General features: G+C 69.7%; 16 protein-coding genes. 11 read left to right on the top strand and 5 right to left on the bottom strand.

Going from position 1 to position 23,917, the window contains the following annotated elements; genetic code table 11:
* Nucleotides 1–2: 2 nt before the first annotated feature.
* A complete protein-coding gene (locus tag ABGB01_RS17870; RefSeq protein ID WP_347774554.1) occupies nt 3–1,373 on the bottom strand; it encodes a glycoside hydrolase family 43 protein in 1,371 nt (456 codons plus the stop codon).
* Nucleotides 1,374–1,963: 590 nt separating this feature from the next.
* Between ABGB01_RS17870 and ABGB01_RS17865 the strand changes: the two genes are divergently transcribed.
* From ABGB01_RS17865 to ABGB01_RS17845, 5 genes are all read left to right on the top strand, one after another.
* Nucleotides 1,964–3,418, top strand: coding sequence for an endo-1,4-beta-xylanase (locus ABGB01_RS17865; RefSeq protein WP_347774553.1), 1,455 nt, complete (start codon nt 1,964–1,966; stop codon nt 3,416–3,418).
* A 454-nt stretch (nt 3,419–3,872) separates the two neighbouring features.
* Complete coding sequence (locus ABGB01_RS17860; protein ID WP_347774551.1) at nt 3,873–6,599, top strand: beta-L-arabinofuranosidase domain-containing protein; 2,727 nt, start codon at nt 3,873–3,875, stop codon at nt 6,597–6,599.
* Entirely contained in the window at nt 6,596–8,623 is a 2,028-nt protein-coding gene (locus tag ABGB01_RS17855) for an RICIN domain-containing protein (RefSeq protein ID WP_347774549.1), read from the top strand. The genes ABGB01_RS17860 and ABGB01_RS17855 overlap by 4 nt, the downstream gene beginning before the upstream one ends.
* A 37-nt stretch (nt 8,624–8,660) precedes the next feature.
* On the top strand, nt 8,661–10,133 hold the full coding sequence (locus tag ABGB01_RS17850) for a non-reducing end alpha-L-arabinofuranosidase family hydrolase (RefSeq protein WP_347774548.1): 1,473 nt from the start codon (nt 8,661–8,663) through the stop codon (nt 10,131–10,133).
* A gap of 154 nt (nt 10,134–10,287) precedes the next feature.
* Nucleotides 10,288–11,310, top strand: coding sequence for a LacI family DNA-binding transcriptional regulator (locus tag ABGB01_RS17845; protein WP_347774547.1), 1,023 nt, complete (start codon nt 10,288–10,290; stop codon nt 11,308–11,310).
* On the opposite strand, the gene ABGB01_RS17840 is transcribed toward ABGB01_RS17845, so the two are convergent.
* Nucleotides 11,307–13,688 (bottom strand): LuxR C-terminal-related transcriptional regulator, encoded by a 2,382-nt coding sequence (locus tag ABGB01_RS17840; RefSeq protein WP_347774546.1) that lies wholly within the window; start codon nt 13,686–13,688, stop codon nt 11,307–11,309. The two genes, ABGB01_RS17845 and ABGB01_RS17840, sit on opposite strands and share 4 nt — an antisense overlap.
* A gap of 190 nt (nt 13,689–13,878) precedes the next feature.
* Between ABGB01_RS17840 and ABGB01_RS17835 the strand changes: the two genes are divergently transcribed.
* From ABGB01_RS17835 to ABGB01_RS17810, 6 genes are all read left to right on the top strand, one after another.
* Nucleotides 13,879–14,412: an ATP-binding protein gene (locus tag ABGB01_RS17835; RefSeq protein ID WP_347774545.1), complete on the top strand. Its 534-nt coding sequence runs from the start codon at nt 13,879–13,881 to the stop codon at nt 14,410–14,412.
* Nucleotides 14,413–14,499: 87 nt separating this feature from the next.
* Nucleotides 14,500–15,252 (top strand): HAMP domain-containing sensor histidine kinase, encoded by a 753-nt coding sequence (locus tag ABGB01_RS17830; RefSeq protein WP_347774544.1) that lies wholly within the window; start codon nt 14,500–14,502, stop codon nt 15,250–15,252.
* Between the two features lie 169 nt (nt 15,253–15,421).
* The gene (locus tag ABGB01_RS17825; protein ID WP_347774543.1) at nt 15,422–16,837 is read left to right on the top strand and encodes an amidase; all 1,416 of its coding nucleotides are present in this window, start codon (nt 15,422–15,424) and stop codon (nt 16,835–16,837) included.
* Nucleotides 16,838–16,902: 65 nt separating this feature from the next.
* Nucleotides 16,903–18,084 carry a substrate-binding domain-containing protein gene (locus ABGB01_RS17820; RefSeq protein ID WP_347774541.1) on the top strand — a complete coding sequence of 394 codons (1,182 nt, stop codon included), beginning with the start codon at nt 16,903–16,905 and terminating at the stop codon, nt 18,082–18,084.
* Nucleotides 18,063–19,625 carry a sugar ABC transporter ATP-binding protein gene (locus ABGB01_RS17815; protein ID WP_347774539.1) on the top strand — a complete coding sequence of 521 codons (1,563 nt, stop codon included), beginning with the start codon at nt 18,063–18,065 and terminating at the stop codon, nt 19,623–19,625. The genes ABGB01_RS17820 and ABGB01_RS17815 overlap by 22 nt, the downstream gene beginning before the upstream one ends.
* A complete protein-coding gene (locus ABGB01_RS17810; protein ID WP_347774538.1) occupies nt 19,618–20,667 on the top strand; it encodes an ABC transporter permease in 1,050 nt (349 codons plus the stop codon). Before ABGB01_RS17815 ends, ABGB01_RS17810 begins: the two co-directional genes overlap by 8 nt.
* Before the next feature lie 62 nt (nt 20,668–20,729).
* On the opposite strand, the gene ABGB01_RS17805 is transcribed toward ABGB01_RS17810, so the two are convergent.
* From ABGB01_RS17805 to ABGB01_RS17795, 3 genes are all read right to left on the bottom strand, one after another.
* Entirely contained in the window at nt 20,730–21,845 is a 1,116-nt protein-coding gene (locus ABGB01_RS17805) for an FAD-dependent oxidoreductase (protein ID WP_347774537.1), read from the bottom strand.
* Nucleotides 21,846–21,939: 94 nt separating this feature from the next.
* Nucleotides 21,940–23,439, bottom strand: coding sequence for a long-chain fatty acid--CoA ligase (locus ABGB01_RS17800; protein ID WP_347774535.1), 1,500 nt, complete (start codon nt 23,437–23,439; stop codon nt 21,940–21,942).
* Nucleotides 23,432–23,905: a MarR family transcriptional regulator gene (locus ABGB01_RS17795; protein ID WP_347774534.1), complete on the bottom strand. Its 474-nt coding sequence runs from the start codon at nt 23,903–23,905 to the stop codon at nt 23,432–23,434. Before ABGB01_RS17795 ends, ABGB01_RS17800 begins: the two co-directional genes overlap by 8 nt.
* Nucleotides 23,906–23,917: the final 12 nt, after the last annotated feature.

Raw genomic sequence — 23,917 nt, 5'->3', positions numbered from 1 at the left:
GACTACTGGAATGAGGAGCCGCCGGTGAACTGCCACCAGTTCACGTTGAACAGGTAGCCGCTGCCGCCGGTGTAGCTGAAGTACAGGTCACGGGTGCCCGTCGCGCCGTTCACCGGGCAGGTGACCGTCGTCCACGCCTGCCAGCCGCCGGTGCCCGGCACGGTGCACGTCCCCACCAGCGTGCCGTTGACCCCGTCCAGGCGGAGCTCCATGCGGCCGCCGCTGGTCGCCGAGGCCACCCGCGCGCTGAAGGACCTCGCGCCGGAGCCGAAGGCGACGCCCTTGACCTTGATGTGGTCCCCGTTCTCGATCCACCCGACGTTCATGCCGCCCTCGCCGGCGGGTTCGGTCTCCACGCCGGACGCCCAGGCGATCGTCTCGGCCTCCTGGCGGGCGTAGGGGTTCAACGTGCCCACCTGGGGCGCTCCGGCCGTGGTCATGGTGATCGTGGGGATGCTTCCGTCGGCGTTGTAGGTGAACTTCTCGACGGCCACCGAGCGGGTGAAGCCGCCACCGCCCGGCAGGGCGCCGTTGTGGTAGAAGAAGTAGGATCCGCCGTTGTAGTCGATGACACCGGGGTGGTTGGTGAAGCTGCTGCCCTGGGTGGGCATGACGGTCCCGCGGTAGGTCCAGGGGCCGGTGGGGCCGGGCGCCGTCGAATAGGCGACGAACTCCGAGCAACATCTCGCGGCGAAGACGTTGTAGTAGAGGCCGTTGCGCTTGTAGACCCAGGGGCCCTCCTCGTACAGGGTGGGACGGTTGCTGTCGCCGGTGCGGGTGCCGAAGCCCGCGGTGGTGAGCGGGATCTGGGTGGGGCTGCCGGAGTAGGAGATCATGTCGGCGTTGAGCCTGACGTACCAGAGGTTGGGGTTGCCCCAGTACAGATAGGCCTGCCCGTTGTCGTCGATGAAGACGCTGGGGTCGATCTCGCCGTTCCTGACGAGGGGGCGGCCTATGGCATCCGTGAAGGGCCCGGTGGGGCTGGTGGAGACCCCGACGCCGATGGCCATCTGGCCGCTCGCCCGGTCCTTCACGGGGACGTACCAGTAGAACTTGCCGTTCCTGTGGACGGCCTGGCCCGCCCACGCGTCCGCGCTCGCCCAGCTGAAGGTGGCCACGCTCATCGGCGAGCCGTGGTCGGTCCAGTTCACCAGGTCCGCGGACGACCAGACCCGCCACTCCTTCATGGTGAACCACGTCGAGCCGTCTTCGTCGTGTCCCGTGTAGAGGTAGACCCGGCCGTTGTGCACCAGCGGAGCGGGGTCGGCGGTGTAGATCGTCTGGACGATCGGGTTGTCCGCCCTGGCCGTGCCCGGGATCGCCGTCACGACGCAGAGCAGCGCCACGATCGCCACCGCACAGCGCCTCGCCATGACGCCGAACCGAAGGGGGGATGCGACTTTCATGGTCACCTTCCGAAGTCGGGCGGGCATGGGTACGAGGCGCGGTGGGTCAGGTCATGGGTACGCCACGTTCACTGTTAGCGCTAACAAACCGTCGAGCTCTCCCTGGGGCCGTGGGAAGTGGTGGCGCAACGGAGCAAATACGAGACGGAAAGCTACTGTCAAGAGCGCCTTAACGTGCAGCTGACCGGCGGAGGCGGCGCCCCAGCGCACTCACCTCGGACGATCGGGTCCGGGCGCAGCCCAGCAGCGAGAGCGTCGCCATGAAACTTTCAGCCGAGCCCCCACCCGGGCGGACCGAAATCATCGAGGCCGCGAGTCACACGTTGAGCCAGGATGACCGGCGCGGACGCGGGCAGGCGTTCCCGAAACATTTCACTACATCCTTGACAATTTTCGGAGAGCTTCCCACACTGAGTGCCCAAGGTGATCTCCCTGACCAGGTCGGTGACCCTCAGCAGGGGGACTGCCGTCCGACGCCTGTGGTGTGCGTCCCCACCGGGGCGCGGCGTCGGTCCCGCGGGATTCCTTCCCCATGGTTCGCTCTTGGAGGCTCAAGCATGCGTGTCAACGCCATGTCCCCACCCCCCGCCAGACGGTCGCCCGGCGCGCGCCGCCGGGCACTGATCACCGGTGCGATCGGCGCGATCGGCCTGGCCACAGCCCTGACGACGGCGATTCCCGCCAATGCCGCGGAGAGCACGCTGGGCGCGGCCGCCGCGCAGAGCGGCCGCTACTTCGGCACCGCCATCGCCGCGCAGAAGCTCGGCGACTCCCAGTACACGTCGATCGCCAACCGCGAGTTCGACATGGTGACGGCCGAGAACGAGATGAAGATCGACGCCACCGAGCCCAACCGGGGGCAGTTCAACTTCACCAACGGGGACCGGATCTACAACTGGGCCGTGCAGAACGGCAAGCGGGTGCGCGGGCACACCCTGGCCTGGCACAACCAGCAGCCGGGTTGGATGCAGGCGCTTTCGGGCGGCTCGCTGCGCCAGGCGATGATCGACCACATCAACGGCGTCATGAATCACTACAAGGGCAAGATCTACGCCTGGGACGTGGTCAACGAGGCCTACGCCGACGGCAACTCCGGCGGCCGGCGTGACTCCAACCTCCAGCGCACCGGCAACGACTGGATCGAGGTGGCCTTCCGCACCGCACGCGCCGCCGACCCGGCCGCCAAGCTGTGCTACAACGACTACAACATCGACAACTGGTCCTGGGCCAAGACGCAGGGCGTCTACAACATGGTCAGGGACTTCAAGGCCCGCGGCGTGCCGATCGACTGCGTCGGCCTGCAATCGCACTTCAACAGCAACAGCCCCTACAACAGCAACTACCGCACGACCATCCAGAGCTTCGCCGCGCTGGGGGTCGACGTGCAGATCACCGAGCTGGACATCCAGGGCGGCTCGGCCACCACGTACGCCAACGTCGTCAACGACTGCCTGGCGGTGCCGCGCTGTACCGGCATCTCGGTCTGGGGGGTTCGCGACACTGACTCCTGGCTCGGCTCCGGCGCCTCCGCGCTGCTCTTCGACGGCAACGGCAACAAGAAGGCCGCCTACACCGCGGTGCTCAACGCGCTGAACGGCGGCGACACGACGCCGCCTCCCGGCGGGGGCGACGAGGGGCAGATCAGGGGCACGGCCTCCGGCCGCTGCGTGGACGTACCCAATTCCAGCACCACCGACGGCACCGCGGTGCATCTGTGGGACTGCCACGGTCAGAGCAACCAGCAGTGGACACAGACCTCGTCCGGAGAGCTGAGGTCCGGCGGCAAGTGCCTGGACGCCGGAGGCTCAGGCAACGGCGCCAGGATCCAGATCTACTCCTGCTGGGGTGGCGACAACCAGAAGTGGCGCGTCAACTCCGACGGCACGATCGTGGGCGTGCAGTCCGGGCTGTGCCTGGACGCCGCCGGCTCCGGCAACGGCGCGGCGCTGCAGTTGTACAGCTGCTGGGGCGGCGACAACCAGAAGTGGACCTACAACGCGGGCACCGCGTGAGCCTCACCGACCAGCAATCTGACGTCTGGGCCTGCTGACCCGGACCGGCTCCACCTGCTGGCCGCACTCCTCGTGCGACCCTTCCTCGGCCCCGGTGGGGAGGCCGAGGAAGGCTGAGCCACGCCCGGCCGAGGCGGCCGGGTGTGGCTCGACAACGTTCGGCGCCCCGAGGCGGCAATTTAACCCGCGTTCCGCCGCAACTTACCGTGGCGGCAACCATGGAGCCTGTGAAACTTTCACCGGCACGTGCAGCGCGAAACCGCAGGCGGGAAGGGGCTTCAATGGCATCGCCCCGGCCGGCGAGGCCCGCCCCTCGTTGACGCCGTGCCGGACCGTCGGCTGTACTCCGCGACAACGTGCTCAACGGATCCGTCCACCGCTTTCCGCGGAAGGATGTTAACGCTAACAGACGTGACCGGCGGCGGCCGGTCACCACCCCCCTCCAAGGAGCCCCATGTCCTTGAGCCGCCGTCAGCTCTTACAGGCCGCAGGAGCGACCACCGCGCTCACGGTCGCCGGCCAGGTAGCCGGCGCCTCCCCCGCCCTGGCCGCTCTCCCATGGGCCAGATCCGACATCGGCGTCTCGGCCCACGCGTTCGACCTCGGCCAGGTCCGGCTGACCTCGGGCCGCCTGCTGGACAATCAGAACCGCACCCTGAACTACCTGCGCTTCGTCGACGTCGACCGGCTGCTGTACGTCTTCCGGGCCAACCACCGCCTGTCCACCAACGGGGCGACGGCCAACGGGGGCTGGGACGCGCCCAGCTTCCCGTTCCGGTCCCACATGCAGGGCCATTTCCTGACGGCGTGGGCGCAGGCCTACGCCGTGCTCGGCGACACCACCTGCCGGGACAAGGCCGAGCACATGGTCGCCGAACTGGCCAGATGCCAGGCCAACAACGGCGCCGCCGGGTTCACCAGCGGCTACCTGTCCGGCTTCCCCGAGTCCGACATCACCGCCGTGGAGAACCGCACCCTGACCAACGGCAACGTGCCCTACTACTGCATCCACAAGACCCTGGCCGGGCTGCTGGACGTGTGGCGGCTGATCGGCGACACCCAGGCCAGGACCGTGCTGCTGGCCCTGGCCGGATGGGTGGACACCCGCACGTCGCGGCTCGGCTCAAGCCAGATGCAGGCCATGCTCGGCACCGAGTTCGGGGGCATGAACGCCGTGCTGACGGACGTGTACCAGATGACCGGCGACTCCCGCTGGCTGGCCACGGCCCAGCGCTTCGACCACGCGGCCGTGTTCAACCCGCTGGCCGCGAACCAGGACCGGCTCAACGGCTTGCACGCCAACACCCAGGTGCCCAAGTGGATCGGGGCGGCCCGGGAGTACAAGGCGACGGGCACCACCCGTTACCGCGACATCGCCGCCAACGCCTGGTCCATCACCGTCGGCGCGCACACGTACGTGAACGGCGCCAACAGCCAGGCCGAGCACTTCCGCGCCCCCGACGCGATCGCCGCCCACCTGACCAGGGACACCGGCGAGGCGTGCAACACCTACAACATGCTCAAGCTGACCCGGGAGTTGTGGCTGCTGTCGCCGACCCGGGCCGACTACTTCGACTACTACGAGAACGCCCTGCTCAACCACCTGATCGGGCAGCAGGATCCGACTGACGCACGCGGGCACGTCACCTACTTCACTCCGCTCAACCCGGGCGGACGCCGCGGTGTCGGCCCGGCCTGGGGCGGCGGCACGTGGAGCACGGACTACAACTCCTTCTGGTGCTGCCAGGGCACCGGGATCGAGACCAACACCAAGCTGATGGATTCGATCTACTTCCACAACGGCACCACGCTGTTCGTGAACCTGTTCGCGCCCTCCACACTCGACTGGAGCCAACGCGGCATCACGGTCACGCAGACCACCTCCTATCCGGTCAGCGACACCACGTCGCTGCGGGTCACCGGTGACGCGAGCGGATCGTGGACGATGCGCATCCGCATCCCGGCCTGGACCCAGGGCGCCACCATCAGCGTCAACGGCGTGCAGCAGAACATCTCCGTCACCCCCGGCGCGTACGCCGATCTCACTCGATCGTGGACGCCGGGCGACACCGTGACCGTACGACTGCCCATGCGGGTGGTCATGAAGGCCGCCAACGACAACCCGAACGTGCAGGCCGTCACCTACGGCCCGGTCGTGTTGTCAGGCGACTACGGCAACAGCAGCCTGTCGTCGGCCCCCACCCTGGCCCCCTCGTCGATCAGCCGGACCAGCACCTCGTCCCTGGCCTTCACGGCCACCGCCGACGGGGCGTCGGTGCGGCTGGGGCCGTTCTACGACGCCCATGACCACAACTACGTCGTCTACTGGAACACCGGTGGTCACGGCGGCACCGGCGAGGCCACCTTCCGGCTGCTCAACGCGGCCAGCGGGCTGGCCCTCGGCATCCAGAACATGTCCACCGCCGACGGCGGCCTGGCCCTCCAGTGGACGGACAACGGCACCGCCGACCACGACTGGGTTCCGGTCGTCGACGGCAACGCCCTGCGACTGCGCAACGCGCACAGCGGCAAGGTGCTCGGCGTCGAGAACATGTCCACCGCCGACAACGCCCGGGTGCTCCAGTGGGGTGACAACGGCACCGCCGACCACCGCTGGACGATCTCGGACGTCGGCGACGGCTCCGTCAAGATCCGCAACGTCCACAGCTCCAAGCTGCTCGGCATCCAGAACGGATCGACCGCCAACGGCGCCCAGGCGGTCCAGGACTCCGACAACGGGAGCGCGGACAACCAGTGGCGCTTCGTGCCCAACGGCGCGCGGCGCATGCAGAACGTGGGCACCGGGATGGTGCTCGGCGTCACCGGCATGTCCATGGCCGACGGCGCGCTCGTCATCCAGTGGGGCGACACCGGCACCGCCGACCACCTGTGGACGGCGATCGTCGACACCGGCGGCTACCTGCGGCTGCGCAACTCCAACAGTCAGAAGGTGCTGGGCGTGGAGAACATGGGCACCGCCGCGGGGTCGCGTGCCGTGCAGTGGGCCGACAGCGGCACCGCCGACCATCGCTGGCGGCTGCGCCACGGGTCGGCAGCCGCCTTCCGGATCCAGTGCGCCAACGGCGGCCGGGTCCTCGGTCTCGCCGGCACCTCCCAGGGCGCGCAGGTCGTGCTCGCCGACGACAACGGCTCGAACACCAACCTCTGGAGGTTCCTGTGAGACGCGTGCTCGCGGTCCTCTCGTCCCTGCTTCTTCTCGTGGGCGTGCTCGTCACACCCCCGGCGTCAGCGGCGACGGTCGACACCAACGCGTGGTACGTCCTGGTCAACCGCAACAGCGGCAAGGCCCTCGACGTCTACAACCTCGCCACCAACGACGGCGCCCGCATCACCCAGTGGTCCCGCAACAACGGCAACCAGCAGCAGTGGCAGTTCGTCGACTCCGGCGGCGGCTACTACCGCATCAAGTCCCGCCACTCCGGCAAGGTCCTGGACGTCCACAACTGGTCCACCGCCAACGGCGGCGCGATCGTGCAATGGGCCGACCACAACGGCACCAACCAGCAGTGGCGGCTGGCCGACAGCTCCGACGGCTACGTGAGGTTCATCTCGCGCCACAGCAACAAGGCCCTCGAAGTGCAGGGCGCCTCCACCGCCGACGGCGCCAACATCGTCCAGTACGACGACTGGGGCGGCGCCAACCAGCAGTGGCAGCTCGCCCGGGTCGACGGCGGCAACCCGGACCCTGGCGGCACCTACACCAACCCGGTCGTCTGGCAGGACTTCGCCGACGGCGACATCATCCGGGTCGGCGACGCCTACTACTACTCGGCCTCGACGATGCACTACTCGCCGGGCGCGCCGATCCTGCGCTCCTACAACCTGGTCGACTGGGAGTACGCCGGCCATTCGGTGCCGAGGCTCGACTTCGGCTCGGGCGCCTACGACCTCAACGGCGGCCGGGCGTACGTGAAGGGCATCTGGGCCTCGACCCTGAACTACCGGCCCAGCAACAGCACCTACTACTGGATCGGCTGCGTCGAGTTCAACAGGACCTACGTCTACACCGCCTCCGCCGTGGACGGCACGTGGACCAAGCGCTCGCAGATCAACAACTGCTACTACGACGCGGGCCTGCTGGTCGACACCGACGACACCATGTACGTCGCCTACGGCAACGGCACCATCAGCGTCGCCCAGCTCTCGGCCGACGGGCTCAGCCAGGTGCGCGCCCAGCAGGTGTTCCAGACCCCGAGCAGCGTCGGCACGCTGGAGGGCGCCCGCTTCTACAAGCGCAACGGCTACTACTACATCTGGCTGACCCGCCCCGCCAACGGCCAGTACGTGCTCCGCTCCACCTCGCCGTGGGGCCCGTACGAGATGCGGCAGGTCCTGCTCGACATGCCCGGCCCCATCTCCGGAGGCGGCGTGCCCCACCAGGGCGGGCTCGTCCAGACCCAGAACGGCGCCTGGTACTACATGTCGTTCGTCGACGCCTACCCCGGCGGCCGCGTCCCCGCACTCGCGCCGATCACCTGGACCAACGACTGGCCCACCGTGCAGACCGTCAACGGCGGCTGGGGTGTCAACTACCCGAAGCCGGACATCCAGACCAGCAGGACCGTGGCGCCCATGATCGGCCCCGACACCTTCACCTCGGGCGGTCTCGGCCACCGCTGGGAATGGAATCACAATCCCGACACCAGCCGCTTCTCCACCGGCAACGGCCTGCGTCTGCAGACCGCGACCGTCACAGGCGACCTCTACAACGCCCGTAACACCCTGACCCACCGCATCCAGGGCCCGTCGTCGACGGCGACGATCGAGCTCGACTACTCGCAGATGGCCGACGGCGACCGCGCCGGGCTCGCCATGCTGCGCGACCAGTCGGCCTGGATCGGTGTCAAACGCGACAACGGCGCCAACCGGGTCGTGATGACGAACGGGCTGACCATGAACAGTTCGTGGCAGACCACCGGCACCGGGACCGAGGCGGCGAGCGCGAACGTCTCAGGTGGCCGGATCTGGTTGCGGGTCAACGCGGACATCCGGCCCGGTTCCGGCAGGCAGGCCCGCTTCTCCTACAGCACCGACGGCAGCACCTTCGTCAGCCTCGGGCCGGCCTTCACGTTGAACAACGCCTGGCAGTTCTTCATGGGCTACCGCTTCGGGATCTTCAACTACGCGACCCGGTCCCTCGGCGGCGCGGTCACCGTGCGCCGCTTCGATCTCACCACCCCCTGACGCAACACGTCGACACACAGGAAGGCACCAACCACCCATGGCGAAATCCAGATCACTGTCCGTTCTCGCGGCGGTGGCCACCTTACTGGCGAGCCTGCTCGTCGCCCTTCAGGCCCAGTCAGCCAACGCGGCCACCGTGGACACCAACGCGTGGTACGTCCTGGTCAACCGCAACAGCGGCAAGGCCCTCGACGTCTACAACCTCGCCACCAACGACGGCGCCCGCATCACCCAGTGGTCCCGCAACAACGGCAACCAGCAGCAGTGGCAGTTCGTCGACTCCGGCGGCGGCTACTACCGCATCAAGTCCCGCCACTCCGGCAAGGTCCTGGACGTCCACAACTGGTCCACCGCCAACGGCGGCGCGATCGTGCAATGGGCCGACCACAACGGCACCAACCAGCAGTGGCGGCTGGCCGACAGCTCCGACGGCTACGTGAGGTTCATCTCGCGCCACAGCAACAAGGCCCTCGAAGTGCAGGGCGCCTCCACCGCCGACGGCGCCAACATCGTCCAGTACGACGACTGGGGCGGCGCCAACCAGCAGTGGCAGCTCGCCCGGGTGGACGGCGGCGACCCCGGCGACCCCGGCGACCCCGGCGAGTGCGACCTTCCGTCGAGCTACCGCTGGACCTCGACGGGAGCGCTGGCGACGCCGAGGTCGGGCTGGGTCTCGCTCAAGGACTTCACCGTCGCCCCCTACAACGGCAGGCACCTGGTCTACGCGACCACGCACGACACCGGCACGCGGTGGGGCTCGATGAACTTCAGCCCGTTCAGCAACTGGTCGGAGATGGCCTCGGCCAGCCAGAACGCCATGTCCTCCAGCACCGTCGCGCCCACCCTGTTCTACTTCGCCCCGAGGAACATCTGGGTGCTCGCCTACCAGTGGGGCAGCACACCCTTCTCCTACCGGACCTCGACCGACCCCACCAACCCGAACGGCTGGTCGGCGGAGCAGCCGCTCTTCACCGGCAGCATCTCCGGCTCCGGCACCGGGCCCATCGACCAGACGCTCATCGGTGACGGCACGAACATGTACCTGTTCTTCGCCGGCGACAACGGCAGGATCTACCGGGCGAGCATGCCGATCGGGAACTTCCCCGGCAACTTCGGCTCGTCCTCGACGGTGATCATGAGCGACTCGACGAACAACCTGTTCGAAGGCGTTCAGGTCTACAAGCTGCAGGGCCAGAACAAGTACCTGATGCTCGTCGAGGCGATCGGCTCGCAGGGCCGCTACTTCCGCTCGTTCACGGCGACCAGCCTGAACGGTTCGTGGACGCCGCAGGCCGCCAGCGAGGGCAACCCGTTCGCCGGCAAGGCCAACAGCGGCGCCACCTGGACCAACGACATCAGCCACGGCGAGCTGGTCCGTGCCAGCGCCGATCAGACCTTCACCGTTGATCCCTGCAACCTGCAGTTGCTCTACCAGGGCCGCAGCCCCAACTCCGGCGGCGACTACGGCCTGCTGCCCTACCGTCCGGGCCTGCTGACCCTGCAGCGCTGACGGCGTGACCCGGGCTCGGATGGTCCTGGCGTTCACGGCCCCATCGGATGGGCGCCGTCACGGCACACGATCAGGACCATGAGGGCCCGGGCGGCGGGCTCGGTGCACGGCCGAGCCCGCCCGGGTCCCCGTACCCCGTGATTAGACTGCCGCCATGACCACGGAGTCGTCCCCCCTCACCATCGCCCAGCTCGCCGAGCTGGCGGGCGTGTCCACCGCGACGGTCTCCAAGGTCGTGAACGGCCGGTCCGAGGTGTCGTCCGAAACCCGCGCCGCCGTGGAGGAGCTCATCCGGCGGCACGGCTACCGGCGACAGCGCCGCCGCTCCACGCCGACGGCCCTGGTCGAGCTGGTCTTCCACGCGCTGGAGGGCGACTATCCCGTCGAGATCACCAAAGGTGTGGCGCGGGTCGCGCGGGAGCACGAGCTCACGGTGGGGATATCGGACCTGTGTTGTGACCGCAGCGCCGCGGACGCCTGGCTGGAGGGCGTGTTACGACGCCGCCCGAGTGGTGTGATCGCGGTGTTCTCCGGCCTGACGGAAACCCAGCACGAACAGCTCGCGCGCCGCGAGATCCCGCTCGTCCTGCTGGATCCGGCCGACGCTCCCGCGCGGAACATCCCCTCGGTGGGCGCGGGCAACTGGAACGGCGGGCTCACGGCCACCCGCCACCTCCTGGAGCTCGGGCATCGCCGCATCGGCATCATCACCGGGCCCGACTCCGCGCTGTCCAGCCGGGCCCGTCTCGACGGCTATCGCACCGCCCTGGACATGGCCGGCGTGCCCGTCGATCCGGAGCTGGTCGGCCGGGGGGACTTCCTGATCGAGGGCGGCCTGGCCGAGGCGCACCGCATGCTGCGCCTGCCCGACCGGCCGACTGCGATCTTCGCCACGAACGACGGCCAGGCCATCGGCGTCTACCACGCGGCCCACCAGCTCGGCCTGCGCGTCCCGGACGATCTCAGCGTGATCGGCTTCGACGACATGCCTTCGATGCGATGGGCCATCCCACCGTTGACCACCGTTCGCCAGCCCCTCGCCGAGATGGCCGCCGCGGCCACCTCCATGGTGCTGAAGCTGGCCGGCGGCGAGCAGCCGGCACGAAGCCGCGTCGAACTGGCCACCGACCTCGTCGTACGCGAGAGCACCGCGCCTCCCCCGCGCCCGCCCGCCTAGTCCTCCGGCGGCGGCGCGGCACGGTCGAAGTACCAGGCGGCGATCTGGGTGCGCGAGGTGAAGCCGAGCTTGGTCAGGATGTGTTCCACATGTCCCTCCGCTGTGCGGGTCGAGATGACCAGCCGGGCGGCGATCTCCTTGTTGCGCACACCCTGCGCGATGAGGCCGGCCACCTCCAGCTCGCGCGGAGTCAGCTCCGTCGTCTCCACCCGCTGTCTCGGCGCGGCCTCCTTATCGGCCTCGACGTCGGCCTCGACCGGATCTGCCGGGTCCTCCAAGGCGTAGGCGACGGCCTCGTCGAAGTCGAGACCGGCCCCCTGCTCGGCAGCCGCCTCGAACGCCGCTTCGCCCAGCCGTTCGCGCACCGCCGCCTCGCACTCCCGATGCGCGCCGGCGTAGAGCTGAAAGCCGGGCAACAACAACCCCAGCATCTCGCGGATCGACGCGGCGGCGCCGAGCAGGCGGGCGGCCCGATCATCGCGTCCTTGCGCGGCCGTCGCCCAGGCCAGGGACTCGATGGCCCATGCCGCGCCGTAACGGTATCCGATGGCGCGGCCGATGCGGATGCTCGTACGGAACAACTCCAGCGCGGCCGCCGTCTCCCCCGCCAGCCACCGTTCGACGCCGCTGACCCACACCCCCATGGAGATCTCTCCCTGCGCCCCGGCGTCCTCCGCCGTCTTCCGGCATCGGGCCGCGAACGCGGCGGCACGTGGGTCACGTCCGAAGGCGGCGGCCAGGGCCAGGTAGAAGGCGGGCAGGAACGGGCCCTGCAACACGTCCTGCTCGGGGAGTGCGCCGGCATTCTCCTCGTACCAGCGGACGGCCTCGTTCAGCTGGTCGACCGCACCGCGATAATCGCCGAGCAGGAAGGCGACCCGGCCCGACAGGCACTGCTCCATCGCCCGCGCGCTGCCGTCATGCCAGTCACGGGCCAGCGCGGAGCAGTCGGCGATCAGCGGGGTCGCCACGTCGACCTTCCCCTGCATCAGGGCGAACAGTGCTGCCGTCGCCAGTGCCCTGAACCGCGCCGGTCGCGCGCCCCGCACCAGCTGGAGCGCGCGGTCGAGCCAGTAACGCGCCTCGTTGAAGCCGCCCGAGTAGACCCAGTAGCCATAGAGATTGGTGATGATCTCCAGCCCGGTCTCGGCCAGGGCGGGATCGCCGAGCGAGGTCTCCAGCGCCACCCGGAAGTTGGGCATCTCGCGGACCACGCTGGCGTAGTGGTCGACCTGCAGAGGGGTGAACCAGCCGGCCTGCGTGCGCTCGCTCAGCCGCCGGTAGTGATCCAGGTGGCGCCGGCGGACCTCCGCCTCGGAACCGCCGGCGAGGTGTCGCTCCAAGCCGTACTGGCGGAGCAACTCCAGCATCCCGTAGCGCAGCTGAGCGCCGCTGCGCTCAGAGGTCAGCACGGACTTGTCGATGAGCGCCGCGAGCAACGGCAGGAGCTCCTCACGTGCCAGCCCGTCGCCCGAGCACACCTCCTCGGCCGCGTCCAGGTCGAAGCCGCCGGAGAAGACGGTGAGACGCTGCCAGAGCGTCTGCTCCTGGGGCGAGCACAGCTCGAAGCTCCAGGCCACCGTCGCGCCGAGCGTCTGGTGCCTGGGCACGGCGGTCCGGTAGCCCCGCGTGAAGAGATCCAGGTGATCGCCCAGCCGCTCGACGATCTGGTCGAGGGAGAGGACCCGCAGTTGCACCGCCGCCAGTTCGATGGCCAGCGGGATGCCGTCGACGAGGCGGCACAGCTCGGCCGCACCGTCGTGGTCGGCCACCAGCTCGAACGACGGGTCGATGCCTCTGGCGCGTTCCAGGAACAGCGCTACGGCCTCGCACCGGCCCGTGCCGGCGGCCGCCGGCCCGTGACCGTCCGGCGGCAGTGACAGTGGTGGCACGACATAACGGACTTCGGACGGGACGCCCAGCGCTTCCCGGCTGGTCGCCAGGATCCGCACCTCGGGGACCGCTCTTATCAGCGCGTCGGCGAAGGCGGCGCACGCGTCGATCAGGTGCTCGCAGTTGTCCAGCACCAGCAGCGTCTGCTTACCACGCAAACGGCCGACCAACGCGTCCAGGGAGGTACGTGACGTGCTGTCATGCACGCCCAGGGTTTCTGCCACCGCGCGGGCCAGCAGCTTGCCATCCTGCAGCGAGGCCAGTTGCACCAGCCACACGCCGTTGGAGAAGGCCCGGCGCATGGTGGCCGCCATGTAGACGGCCAGGCGGGTCTTGCCCACCCCGCCAGGGCCCGTGAGCGTCAGCAGCCGCGTGGACGACAGCAGCCGCTTGATGTCGGCGGCCTCGCGTCGGCGCCCGACGATGTCCTTACTGTCGGCCGGAAGGTTGTCGGTCGCCCGCCTCGACGCCGTCCGTGAAGCCACGATTCATCCTATCAATGCAGTTCAGCTACGCTTTTTCCGCAAACCGCCCTGTCCCGCCGCACTACCCGGTACGCGGTCCCCTACATACGTAGACGGGACCCAAATAGGCAATTCCACCGTTATGCCCCGTAACGGGCCGACGGACGATGGAGATGTCAGGAATCCGTACAGGTCACAGGGAGTGGGCGCCATGGACAGGTTCGAGAGCGAGGCGCCTCGCCGCATCCGGAGAGAGAAGCGGCGTCATGCCACGTACCGGCCATCGCATCGTCACCCGCGAACGCTGCCCCTGCGGGTCTGCGCCGGCTGCGCCCAGCGCGGCGGGCGCCGCCAGGCGTCGTGGCTCTTCCCCCCCGTCGTCGCTTCGGTGCCGCAGGCGCGGCACAGCGTGGGCGCCCAGGCGCGGCAGTGGGGATTCGCCGATGAGAGCACCACCGCCGAACTGCTCGTCTCCGAGGTGCTCGCCAACGCGCTCGCCCACACGGAGGAGCCGGTGCGCGTCCGCATGAGCGAGGGGGACGGCACTCTGCGGGTGGAGGTCGAAGAGCACGGCGCGTCCACGCCGCTGCCTCCCGCCCGGCTGTCCGGTCCTGACGAGGAGAGCGGGCGAGGCCTGTTCCTGCTGGAAACGTTGTCCCGCGAGTGGGGCGTCGACGGCACGAGGACGGGCAAGGTCGTCTGGTTCGAGGTCGCCGGCGAGTTCGGAGCCGAAGCCGCCGCGTGAGAAAGCCGTGGCGTATGCGTATTTCCACGGTGTCGGGAGCGGCTTCGCGACCGGCATGCTGAGATTCAGGATCAAGTGGAGGATTTCATGACCACAGCTGATGACTGCGGCGAGATCGTCACCCTCGTCGCGCGGATGGAACACCTGGTGAAGCGGATGCGGGCACAGAATCGGCAGTTCGTCACCGATGCCTCGCACGAGCTGGGCACTCCCCTGGCCGGCCTCCGGTTGCGGCTGGAGGAAGCGCGCATGCATCCCGGCCAGACCGACCTGGGCGACCTCGTCCGCCACGCCCTGCGGGAGGTGGACCGGATCCAGGCCATCATCGGCGACATGCTGATGCTCGCCAGGCTCGACGCCGGATCCCCGGAACCGCTCCTCGCCATCGACGTGGCCGATCTCGTCAAGGAGGAGGTCGGCAAGCGGCCCCATGTCCTGCCCATCCACCTCGACCTGGAGGAGGGCCTGATCGTGGGAGGCGTCAGCGGCACCCTCGCGCGCCTGCTCGGCAACCTGCTGGACAATGCCGAACGGCATGGCAGGTCGGCGGTGCGGGTGTCGGTTCACAGCGAGGGCGGCGAGGTCATGGTCATGGTCGACGACGACGGCCTGGGCGTTCCTTCGCAGGAGCGCGAACGGGTCTTCAACCACTTCGCCAGGACCGACAGCGCCCGCAGCCGCGGCCACGGCGGTTCCGGGCTCGGCCTGCCCATCGCCCTGGCCATCGCCGAAGCCCACAGCGGCACGCTGACCGCCCAGGAATCGGACATGGGCGGCGCCCGGTTCGTGCTGCGCCTTCCCCTGCTGTGCGTCGACGCGATGACGAGCGAAGTGGCATGAGAGCCTTTGCCGGCTTGACCGCATACGACGTTTGTTCTCCATAGCAGAATTAGGTACGCCTCCGCGGAACAGGCGGCTTAACGTGTCCCCATGTTGAGCGCATCTACGCACGTAGACGGCTCGATCCACGGCCCGGACCACGCCGTGGAGCCGTGATGGGAGGCAAGCCATGGACCCGTTCGTGTCCGCGGTGCGGCTAGCCGGAGCGATCCGTGCCCGCGAGCTCAGCCCGGCCGAGGTCGCCACCGTCTACCTGGACCGGATCGACCGGCTCGATCCGGAGATCAACGCGATCGTCTGGCGCAACGACGAGGAGGTCATGACCGCCGCCCGCGCGGCCGAGCGAGCGCTGATGTCCGGCGACCGGATCGGACCGTTCCACGGGGTCCCGATACCGGTCAAGGACCTGACGTCGGTGGCGGGACAGCCCAACACGATGGGGTCGCGAGGCGTCTCCGACGCCCCGAGGACGGCGAACGACCTGGTCATCGACCGGCTCCTCGACGCCGGCTTCATTCTCATGGGGCGGACCAACACCCCCGAGATGGGCACCCTGCCCGACACGGAGAACGCCCGCTACGGGCGGACCGCCAATCCGTGGGACCTCACCCGATCTCCCGCGGGTTCGAGTGGCGGTGCGGCCGCCGCCGTGGCGGCGGGCATGGCCCCCGTGGCCCACGGCAACGACGGCGGCGGATCGCTCCGCATGCCGGCCTCCGCCTGCGGCCTGGTCGGGCTGAAGCCCAGCCGGGCGCGGATCCCGCAACACGCCCAGTCATGGTGGGAGTACTGCACCACCGAGGGGGTCATCTGCCGCTACGTCGAGGACGCCGCGACGATACTGGACGCGCTCTGCGCCCCCGATCCGCTCGCCTGGTTCCAGGCGCCCGTCCACGACCGCCCGTTCGCGGCGGAAGTGGGACGCGGGACGGAGCGGTTGCGGGTCGGCCTGCTCCTCGACGCCCCCACCGGGCTGCCGGTCGATCCCGAATGCGTCAACAGCGCCCTGGCTGCCGGCGCCCTGCTCGAAGAGCTGGGTCACGAGGTCTTCCCCGTCAGTCCGTTCCTCCTCAGCCCTGAAGGCGCGCATGCCTACGTGGAGAAGGTCATCGCCGCCTCGCTCTATGTCCACCCCTTCGACGACCCGGAGGCCGCCGAGCCGTACAACCGGCACCGGTGGGAACGTGTGCGGGGCATCGACGCCGGCCAGTACGTGCAGGCGGTGGCGCGGCTGCAGGCCGAATCGCGGCAGGTGGTCGCCCAGTGGCGACGCGACTTCGATGTGCTGCTCACTCCCACCATGGCCGGCCCCCCACCACGCCTCGGCACTGTGCTGGACGACGCCAACCGGCATCCGGAAACGGCGATGCCCAGCGCCCTGGCCATGGTCTCCTTCACCGCGGTGGCCAGCGTCACGGGCCTGCCGGCGATCAGTCTTCCTGTCCACGTCGCCGCCGACGGGCTGCCCATCGGCGCGCAGTTGATCGGCGCGCCGTTCGACGAGGCCACGCTGATCCGCCTGGCCGCCGGCATGCAGGCGATGGCGGGCTGGCCCGCCGTCCGCCCACCCCGCTACAGCTCCTGAACCGCTCTCCCCCACGCTCAACCGTCTCCCCGACGGAAGCATGGCCACATCAAGGAATCACCGACATGGTCAACACTCCAAGGTATTCCCGCACCTCCTTCCTCGGCCTCCTGCTCACCGCCTGCCTCGCCCTGGCGGCATGCGGCACGACCACTGCGCGAAGCGGCGCGGACACCTCGTCGAGCACGTCCGCCGCCGTGCTCGACGCCGCCACGAAAGCCGTCGAAGACGGCTACGCCGGGGACTACTCCGAGCCGCCGACGTCGGGACCGAAGCCCGCGACAGGCAGGAACATCTGGGTGATCACCGCGTGGCAGCAGGTCCGCGCGCTGGCCTACCAGGCCGAACAACTCACCGAGGCGGCCACCGCGCTGGGGTGGAAAGCACACACGTGCGACGGCCTGAACAACGTCAACGGCGGCATGGCCACCTGCGTCCGCCAGGCCACGGCGGCGGGCGCCGACGGCATCGTGCTGGTCTCGGTGGACTGCGCCCCTGTACGGCAGGCCCTCGTGGAGGCGAGGAAGGCCGGCGTGAAGATCGCCTCTTTCAGCGGGTTCGACTGCGACGACCCGACGCAGGACGGCAGCTCACCGCTCTTCGACGCCCCGGCCGGCTACAGCGCGGCCATGCCGGACCTGGCCGCCTTCTACACCCGGCTGGGCACGATGAGAGCCGATCTGGCCATCGCCGAGACCCAGGGCAAGGCCAAGGTGCTGCACATCGCCTTCCACGGCATCGCGTTCGGCGAGTACGTGGCCAAGGGGTTCGCGGACCGGATCGCCGCCTGCGGCGGCTGTGAGATCGTCAGCACGGTCAAGATCGCGCCCGCGGACGTCCCGAACATCCGGCAGAAGTTCGAGACCGCGTTGGTGCAGGTGCCGCAGGCCAACGTCGTCGCGGTCGACGTCGACCACTTCTTCGTGGCGGGCATCCAGCCCGCGTTGGTGTCCAGCCCCCGCAAGGACCTGGTGGTGATCGGCAACGAGTGCCAGATCGACAACCTGGACTACATCCGCGCCGGCAAGGGCCAGCAGTTCTGCCTCGGCGCGTCGAACGCCTACCGCGCCTACACGACGATCGACGCCCTGAACCGCGTCTTCAACGACGAGGACCTCGTCCCCGGAGGCGTCGGCATCCAGATCGTGGACAAGGAGCACAACCTCCCCGCCCCCGGCTCCGAGTACGTCGGCCCCGTCGACTACGCCGGCCTGTACGGCAAGACGTGGAACGGCTCGTCGCGGTGAAAGGCGGCCCGTCCACGACAGCCATCCGGCTGACCGGCATCAACAAGAACTTCGACGGCGTACAGGTGTTGCGGAACGTGGACTGCACCATCGCGCCCGGATCCGTACACGCTCTCCTCGGCGGCAACGGGTCCGGCAAGTCGACGCTGCTGAAGATCCTCGCCGGGGTCCACCCGGCCGACCAGGGCGGCACGATCACCATCCACGGCCGGGCGCACGCCGCGGGCTCCTACGGCCCGGCGATCGCGCGCCAGTCCGGGCTCCGCTTCGTGCACCAGGACCTGGGGCTCGTCCCCGACCTGACGGTCAGCGAGAACTTCGCGCTCGAAGGCGGCTATCCACGGCGGGGCGGGCTGGCCATCTCCTGGGGCGGGCTGCGCCGTTCGACCCGTCAGAGCCTGGAACGCGCGCACGTCGACGTCGATCCGCAGACCCTGGTGCGAGATCTCCGGCCGAGCGATCGCACGCTGGTGGCCATCGCGCGGGCGCTGCGCGACAGCGACGAGGGCAGTCACCTGACGCTCGTGCTCGACGAACCCACCGCCAGCCTGCCGCAGCACGAGGCCGAGGTCCTCCTGGAGGCGATCCGCCGGTGCCAGAGCCGGGGCCAGACGATCGTCTACGTCAGTCATCGCCTGTCGGAGGTGCTCGAGATAGCGGATCGCATCTCGGTGCTCCGCGACGGGGCCGTGGTCGCGGAGCGCTCCACCGCCGGCCTGGACGAGGCCCAGATCGTGGCGCTCATGACCGGTCAGGAGGCGCGAACGCCGCTTCCCCGCGGCGTGCCGGAGGCCGGCGCGAGAACCGTCATGAAGGTCAGCGGCCTCGCGGCCGGCCCGCTGCGCGACGTCGACCTGACCGTGCGGCGCCATGAGATCGTGGGGGTGGCCGGCCTGCTGGGGTCGGGCCGTTCCACGCTGCTGCGGGCCCTCTTCGGCACCGCTCGCATGCGGCGCGGCGGACTCGAGGTCGACGGGGCGCCCGCCCGGCTCCGGTCCCCCAGGGACGCCATCCGCCGAGGCATCGCCCTGGTGCCCGAAGATCGCGGCAAGGATGCCGCCTTCGCCGGCCTGCCGCTGTGGGAGAACGTCTCCGCGACGGCCATCAGCGCGTACTGGTCGGGCTGGCGGATGGCGCGCGCGTCCGAGCGGCGCGATGCCACGCGCCTGATCAGGATCTTCGGCATTCGCACGGCCACCCCGAACGCCCCCTTCGCCCACCTGTCCGGGGGCAACCAGCAGAAGGCCGTGCTCGCGAGATGGCTGCGGCTCGACCCACGCCTGCTGTTGCTCGACGAACCCACCCAGGGCGTCGACGCGATGGCGCGGGCCGACATCCACGAGCTCATCAGGCAGCACGTGGCCAAGGGCAACGCCGCGCTGGTCGTGTCGTCGGACTTCGAGGAGCTGGAGTCGTTGTGCCATCGCGTGATCGTGCTGCGCGACGGTTCACCGATCGCCGAGCTCACCGGCCCCCGGCTCACGGAGGCCGCCATCGCCGAACTCACCCAGACCACTCCCAAGGAGCCGGCCCATGACTGACGCTTCCCCCCACTCGGCTGTGCTGCCGGACCAGGCCCCGGCCTCGCGCGGGACGCCTGTCGCGGAGGCCGGCCGTGTCCGGTCCGTGTCCGGTGTCGTCGAACGCTACGGCCTGCTCCTGTTGCTCGTCGGGATGGTCGTGTTCTTCGCTCTGCTGCCGTCCTCGGGAGAGGCGTTCCGCAGTGCGGCGAACATCACTTCGGTGCTGGCCAGCCAGGCGGTGGGCCTGACCGTGGCGTTGGCCCTGCTCTTCCCCATGGCGGCGGGGTCCTTCGACTTCTCCGTGGGCGCCGTCACCGCGACATCGTCCGTCATGGCGGCGGCCTCGGTGTCTCATTTCGGGCTGCCCCTCGTCGTGGCGATCCTGCTGGCCGTCGCGTCCGGCGTCGTCGCCGGCGCCGTGCTCGGTCTCCTGGTGGCCAAATACGGGATCAACCCGTTCATCGCGACCCTGGGCATGGCGACCCTGCTGGGCGGTGCCATCTTCGCGTACACGAACGGGTTGCAGATCAGCAAGGACATCCCCGAGACGCTCACCGACCTGGGCTCCCTGTCCGTGTTCGGCATCCCCCGGATCGTGCTGGCGGCGGCGTTGATCGCCGTGGCGGTGTGGTTCGTGATGCGGCACACTCCGCTCGGCCGGCACCTGTTCGCCGTCGGTTCCAACGCGAGCGCGGCACACCTGGTGGGCCTGAACGTGACGAGGATCAAGTTCCTGTCGTTCGCGCTGTCGGGCCTGGTCTCGGGTGTCGCCGGCGTGCTGCTCCTGGCCCGGCAGGGCGCCGCGACCTCGGACAACGGGATGAACATGTTGTTCCCCGCGCTGACGGCGGTGTTCCTCAGCACGATCGTCATCGAGGTGGGACGGCCCTCCGTGCTGGGGACCGTCATCGGGGTCCTGTTCGTCGCCGTCAGCGTCAGCGGCCTGACCCTGGTCGGCGCGCCCTCCTGGGTGAGCCAGGTCTTCAACGGCGCGGCACTGCTCATCGCCGTCGGCCTCGCCGGGGTCAGCCGCCGCGGCGCCGACCCCGCGCGGCTCTGAGCTCCGGCCGAAACGACGGTGCGGGCCGATGAACCTTCCATCGGCCCGCACCGTTCCCGACGTCAGCCGGCCACCTCGTTGCTCTGCCGGCCGGCCTGGGCGAGGATCTCGTCGGCATCGTCGAGCGGAGGGTGGATCACCTCCAGGATCGTCCCCTTCAGCTCCTTGGCCTGCTGTCCGGTCAGCGCCACCGCGCGGTCCCATCCGGTCGTGAACACGGCGCCGGCGGCGCCGAGGTCGAGGCACGTGACGTACGGGTCGGGAGCGAATTCGACGAGCGGCAGGCCGAGCAGGTCGGCGGCGGCGTTGTGACCTGCCACCTTCCCCATGGGGGTGGCGAACTGGCAGCTCTGCACCACGTGGTGATCGGCGTCGGCCAGGGCGGCGGCGACGTCCCCGGCGGCGAAGACGTCGCCTGAGACCCGCAGATGGTGGTCGACCGCCAGCCGGCCGAGCCGGTCGCGTTCCGCGGGGATCTGCTCGGTCATGGGGTGGGCCCGCATCCCCGCCGTCCAGATGACGGCGTCGGCCGGGATCTCGCTGCCGTCCGTCAGGACGACGCCCCGGCCGCTGACCGACGCCGTGCTCACTTCGAGGCGTACGTCGACGCCCAGCTCGGCCAGCGCCGCCGTGATCGCGGGACGAGGGCCCGGGCCCAGTTCGGGCGCGACAACGTCGGCGCGCTCCAGCAGGATCACCCGCCCGCGGGCGGCCAGCTCGGTGGCGATCTCCACCCCGGTGAAGCCGGACCCGATGACCACGGCGGTGAAGCCCGTACGGTCGCCGAGGTGAGCGTTGAGCCTGGCCACGCCGTCGGCGGTGTCGATGTCGAAGAGGTGCTCCGCGCCCGGCAGCGCGGCCCGGACAAGCCGGCTGCCGGCCGCCAGCACCAGCCGGTCATAGCCGATCGAGCGTCCCCCGGCGGTGACGGTCGAGCCTGCCACGTCGATGTCCGTGACCTCCGCCCTCAGGTGGGTCACGCCGATCGGCTCCAGTACGCGCTTGAGCGCGACCCGCGACCAGCCGGGATCGAGCTTGTGCAAGCGTGGCCGCAGGACCATGTCCTCGTTGGGCGCGACGAGCGTGATGCGCAGATCGTTGTCACCTCGCGCGCGGGCGGCGGCGGCCGCGCTCCACACTCCGGCGAAGCCGCCGCCGACGATCAGGACTTCCGACATCATGTTCCTTTCATCATGGCCGGGCTCGGTGCGCGCCCGGGTGTTCGTTCGGCCGGCGGAGCCGCTGGACGTCGTTTCGCACGGCGACGGCCCGTCACCGCAGCCTGTCGCGGTGGATCTTGCCGGACCCGGTCCGGGGCAGTTCGTCCACGAACCGCACCGTCTTGGGGATCTTGTATCTGGCCAGCCTGCCGTCGAGGAAGACCAGCAGTTCGTGTTCGGTGACCCGGTGGCCGGGACACGCGCGGACGAAGGCCCGCCCCACCTCGCCCCACCGGTCGTCGGGCACCCCGATGACCGCGCACTCCTCCACCGCGGGATGGCGCAGCAGAGCCGTTTCGACCTCGGCGGGATAGACGTTCTCCCCGCCGGAGATGTACATCTCCTTGAGGCGGCCGACGACGAAGTAGTAGCCGTCCTCGTCGACACGGGCCACGTCGCCGGTCCGGATCCAGCCGTTCTCCGTGATGGCCGCCGCGGTGGCGTCGGGCCGGCCCCAGTAGCCCGCCATGACGGTCGGGCCCTGGATGAGGAGCTCGCCCTCCGTGGCGCCGGATCCGGTCGCGTCGGAACGTGCCACGCGGACGTCGGAGAAAAAATGGGGAACGCCCGCCGAGCCGACCTTCGCCGTGCTCATCTCCGCCCTGACGATGAGCGCTCCCGGAGCCGCCTCGGTGAGCCCGTACCCTTGCAGGAATCGCAGCCCTCGCTGCTGGTAGGCGGTGATCAGCGAGGTCGGCACGGGCGCTCCCCCGGCGAGCAGGGAGCGGATCGACGACAGGTCGGCCGAACTCCAGCGGGGTGAGCGCGTCAGGTCCGCGAACATGGTCGGGACGCCGAACATCCAGGTGACCCCGTGCCGCTCGACCAGGTCGAAGCATTCGTCGACGTCCCAGCCGGTCATGAGCACCGCGCAGCCGCCCTTGAGCAGGGTCGGCAGGAGCGTCATGTTCAGCGCGGCGACGTGGAACAGCGGCGCGCTGATCAGGGTGACCTCGTCTCCGGTGATGTCGAGCTCGACGAGCACGTTCATGCAGTTCCAGATGACGTTGCCGTGCGTGAGGACCGCGCCCTTGGGGCGTCCGGTGGTGCCCGAGGTGTAGAGGATCATCGCCGGGTCGTCGTATCCGACCGGTTCGTCGATGGGGTCGGCGGGCGAAGCCCTCAGCCGTTGCTCGAAGTCGAGGGCGGACGCGCCGTCGCCGCCGACGGGGACGAGCACGGGGGAGGCGGCCACCTGCAACCGCTCCACCACCCCGGTGTGGCCGGTGGCGTGCACCAGCACGGACGCGCCGCAGTCGTCCAGCTGGAAGCTCAGCTCCGCCGCCGTGAGGCGGGTGTTGAGCGGCACGAACACCGCCCCCAGCAGATGGGCGGCGAACATGGTCTCCACGAGCGATGCCGCGTTCGGCCCGAGGTAGGCGACCCGGTCGCCCTGCGCCACGCCCATCGAGCGCAGCGCATGCGCGAACCGCGTGGTGCGCTCGACCAGGCCGGCGTAGGTCTGTACGTCGGCGCCCGCCACGAGAGCACGCCGGTGCGGCGAGGAGCGGGCACGCCTGAGGGGCCATGAGCCCAGACCCTGGTTAAGCATCCGAGATCGCCACCCTGTCCGGACGGCCCGGGTCAGAGCCGTCGAGGGCCAGGTTTCTGAGGATCGTGAGCAGCTGGCCCCGCTCGTCGGGCGTCAGCTTCGCCAGGAAATCCTGACGTGCCGCGGCGACGTCGGCCCGCGCCCGGTCCCGCATGGCGCGCCCGTCGGGGGTGGCCCGCACCTCACGTGCCCGGCGGTCCGACGGGTGGGGACGCCGCAGGACCAGGCTCCTGGCCTCCAGCGTGTCGATGAGCGACACCACCGGGCTGGGATCCATGCCGAGGAACTCGGCGATGTCGCGCTGGGACAGGCCGTCGCGGTCGCACACCAGCGCCAGGACGGAATAGTGACGGACCCGCAGGTCGAGGTGGGCGAGCCTGGCGTTGGTCATGCGTACGATCACGCCGCTGGCGTGCGCCAGCAGAAACCCGGTGTCATCAAGCAACCCGTCGTCTTGTCCACTCACGGCGACCCTCTC

The sequence above is a fragment of the Nonomuraea sp. B5E05 genome, assembly GCF_039880665.1.
Lineage (GTDB): Bacteria > Actinomycetota > Actinomycetes > Streptosporangiales > Streptosporangiaceae > Nonomuraea.
Note: the sequence above shows the minus strand (reverse complement) of the source record. Positions and strands in the feature narration are given on the sequence as shown.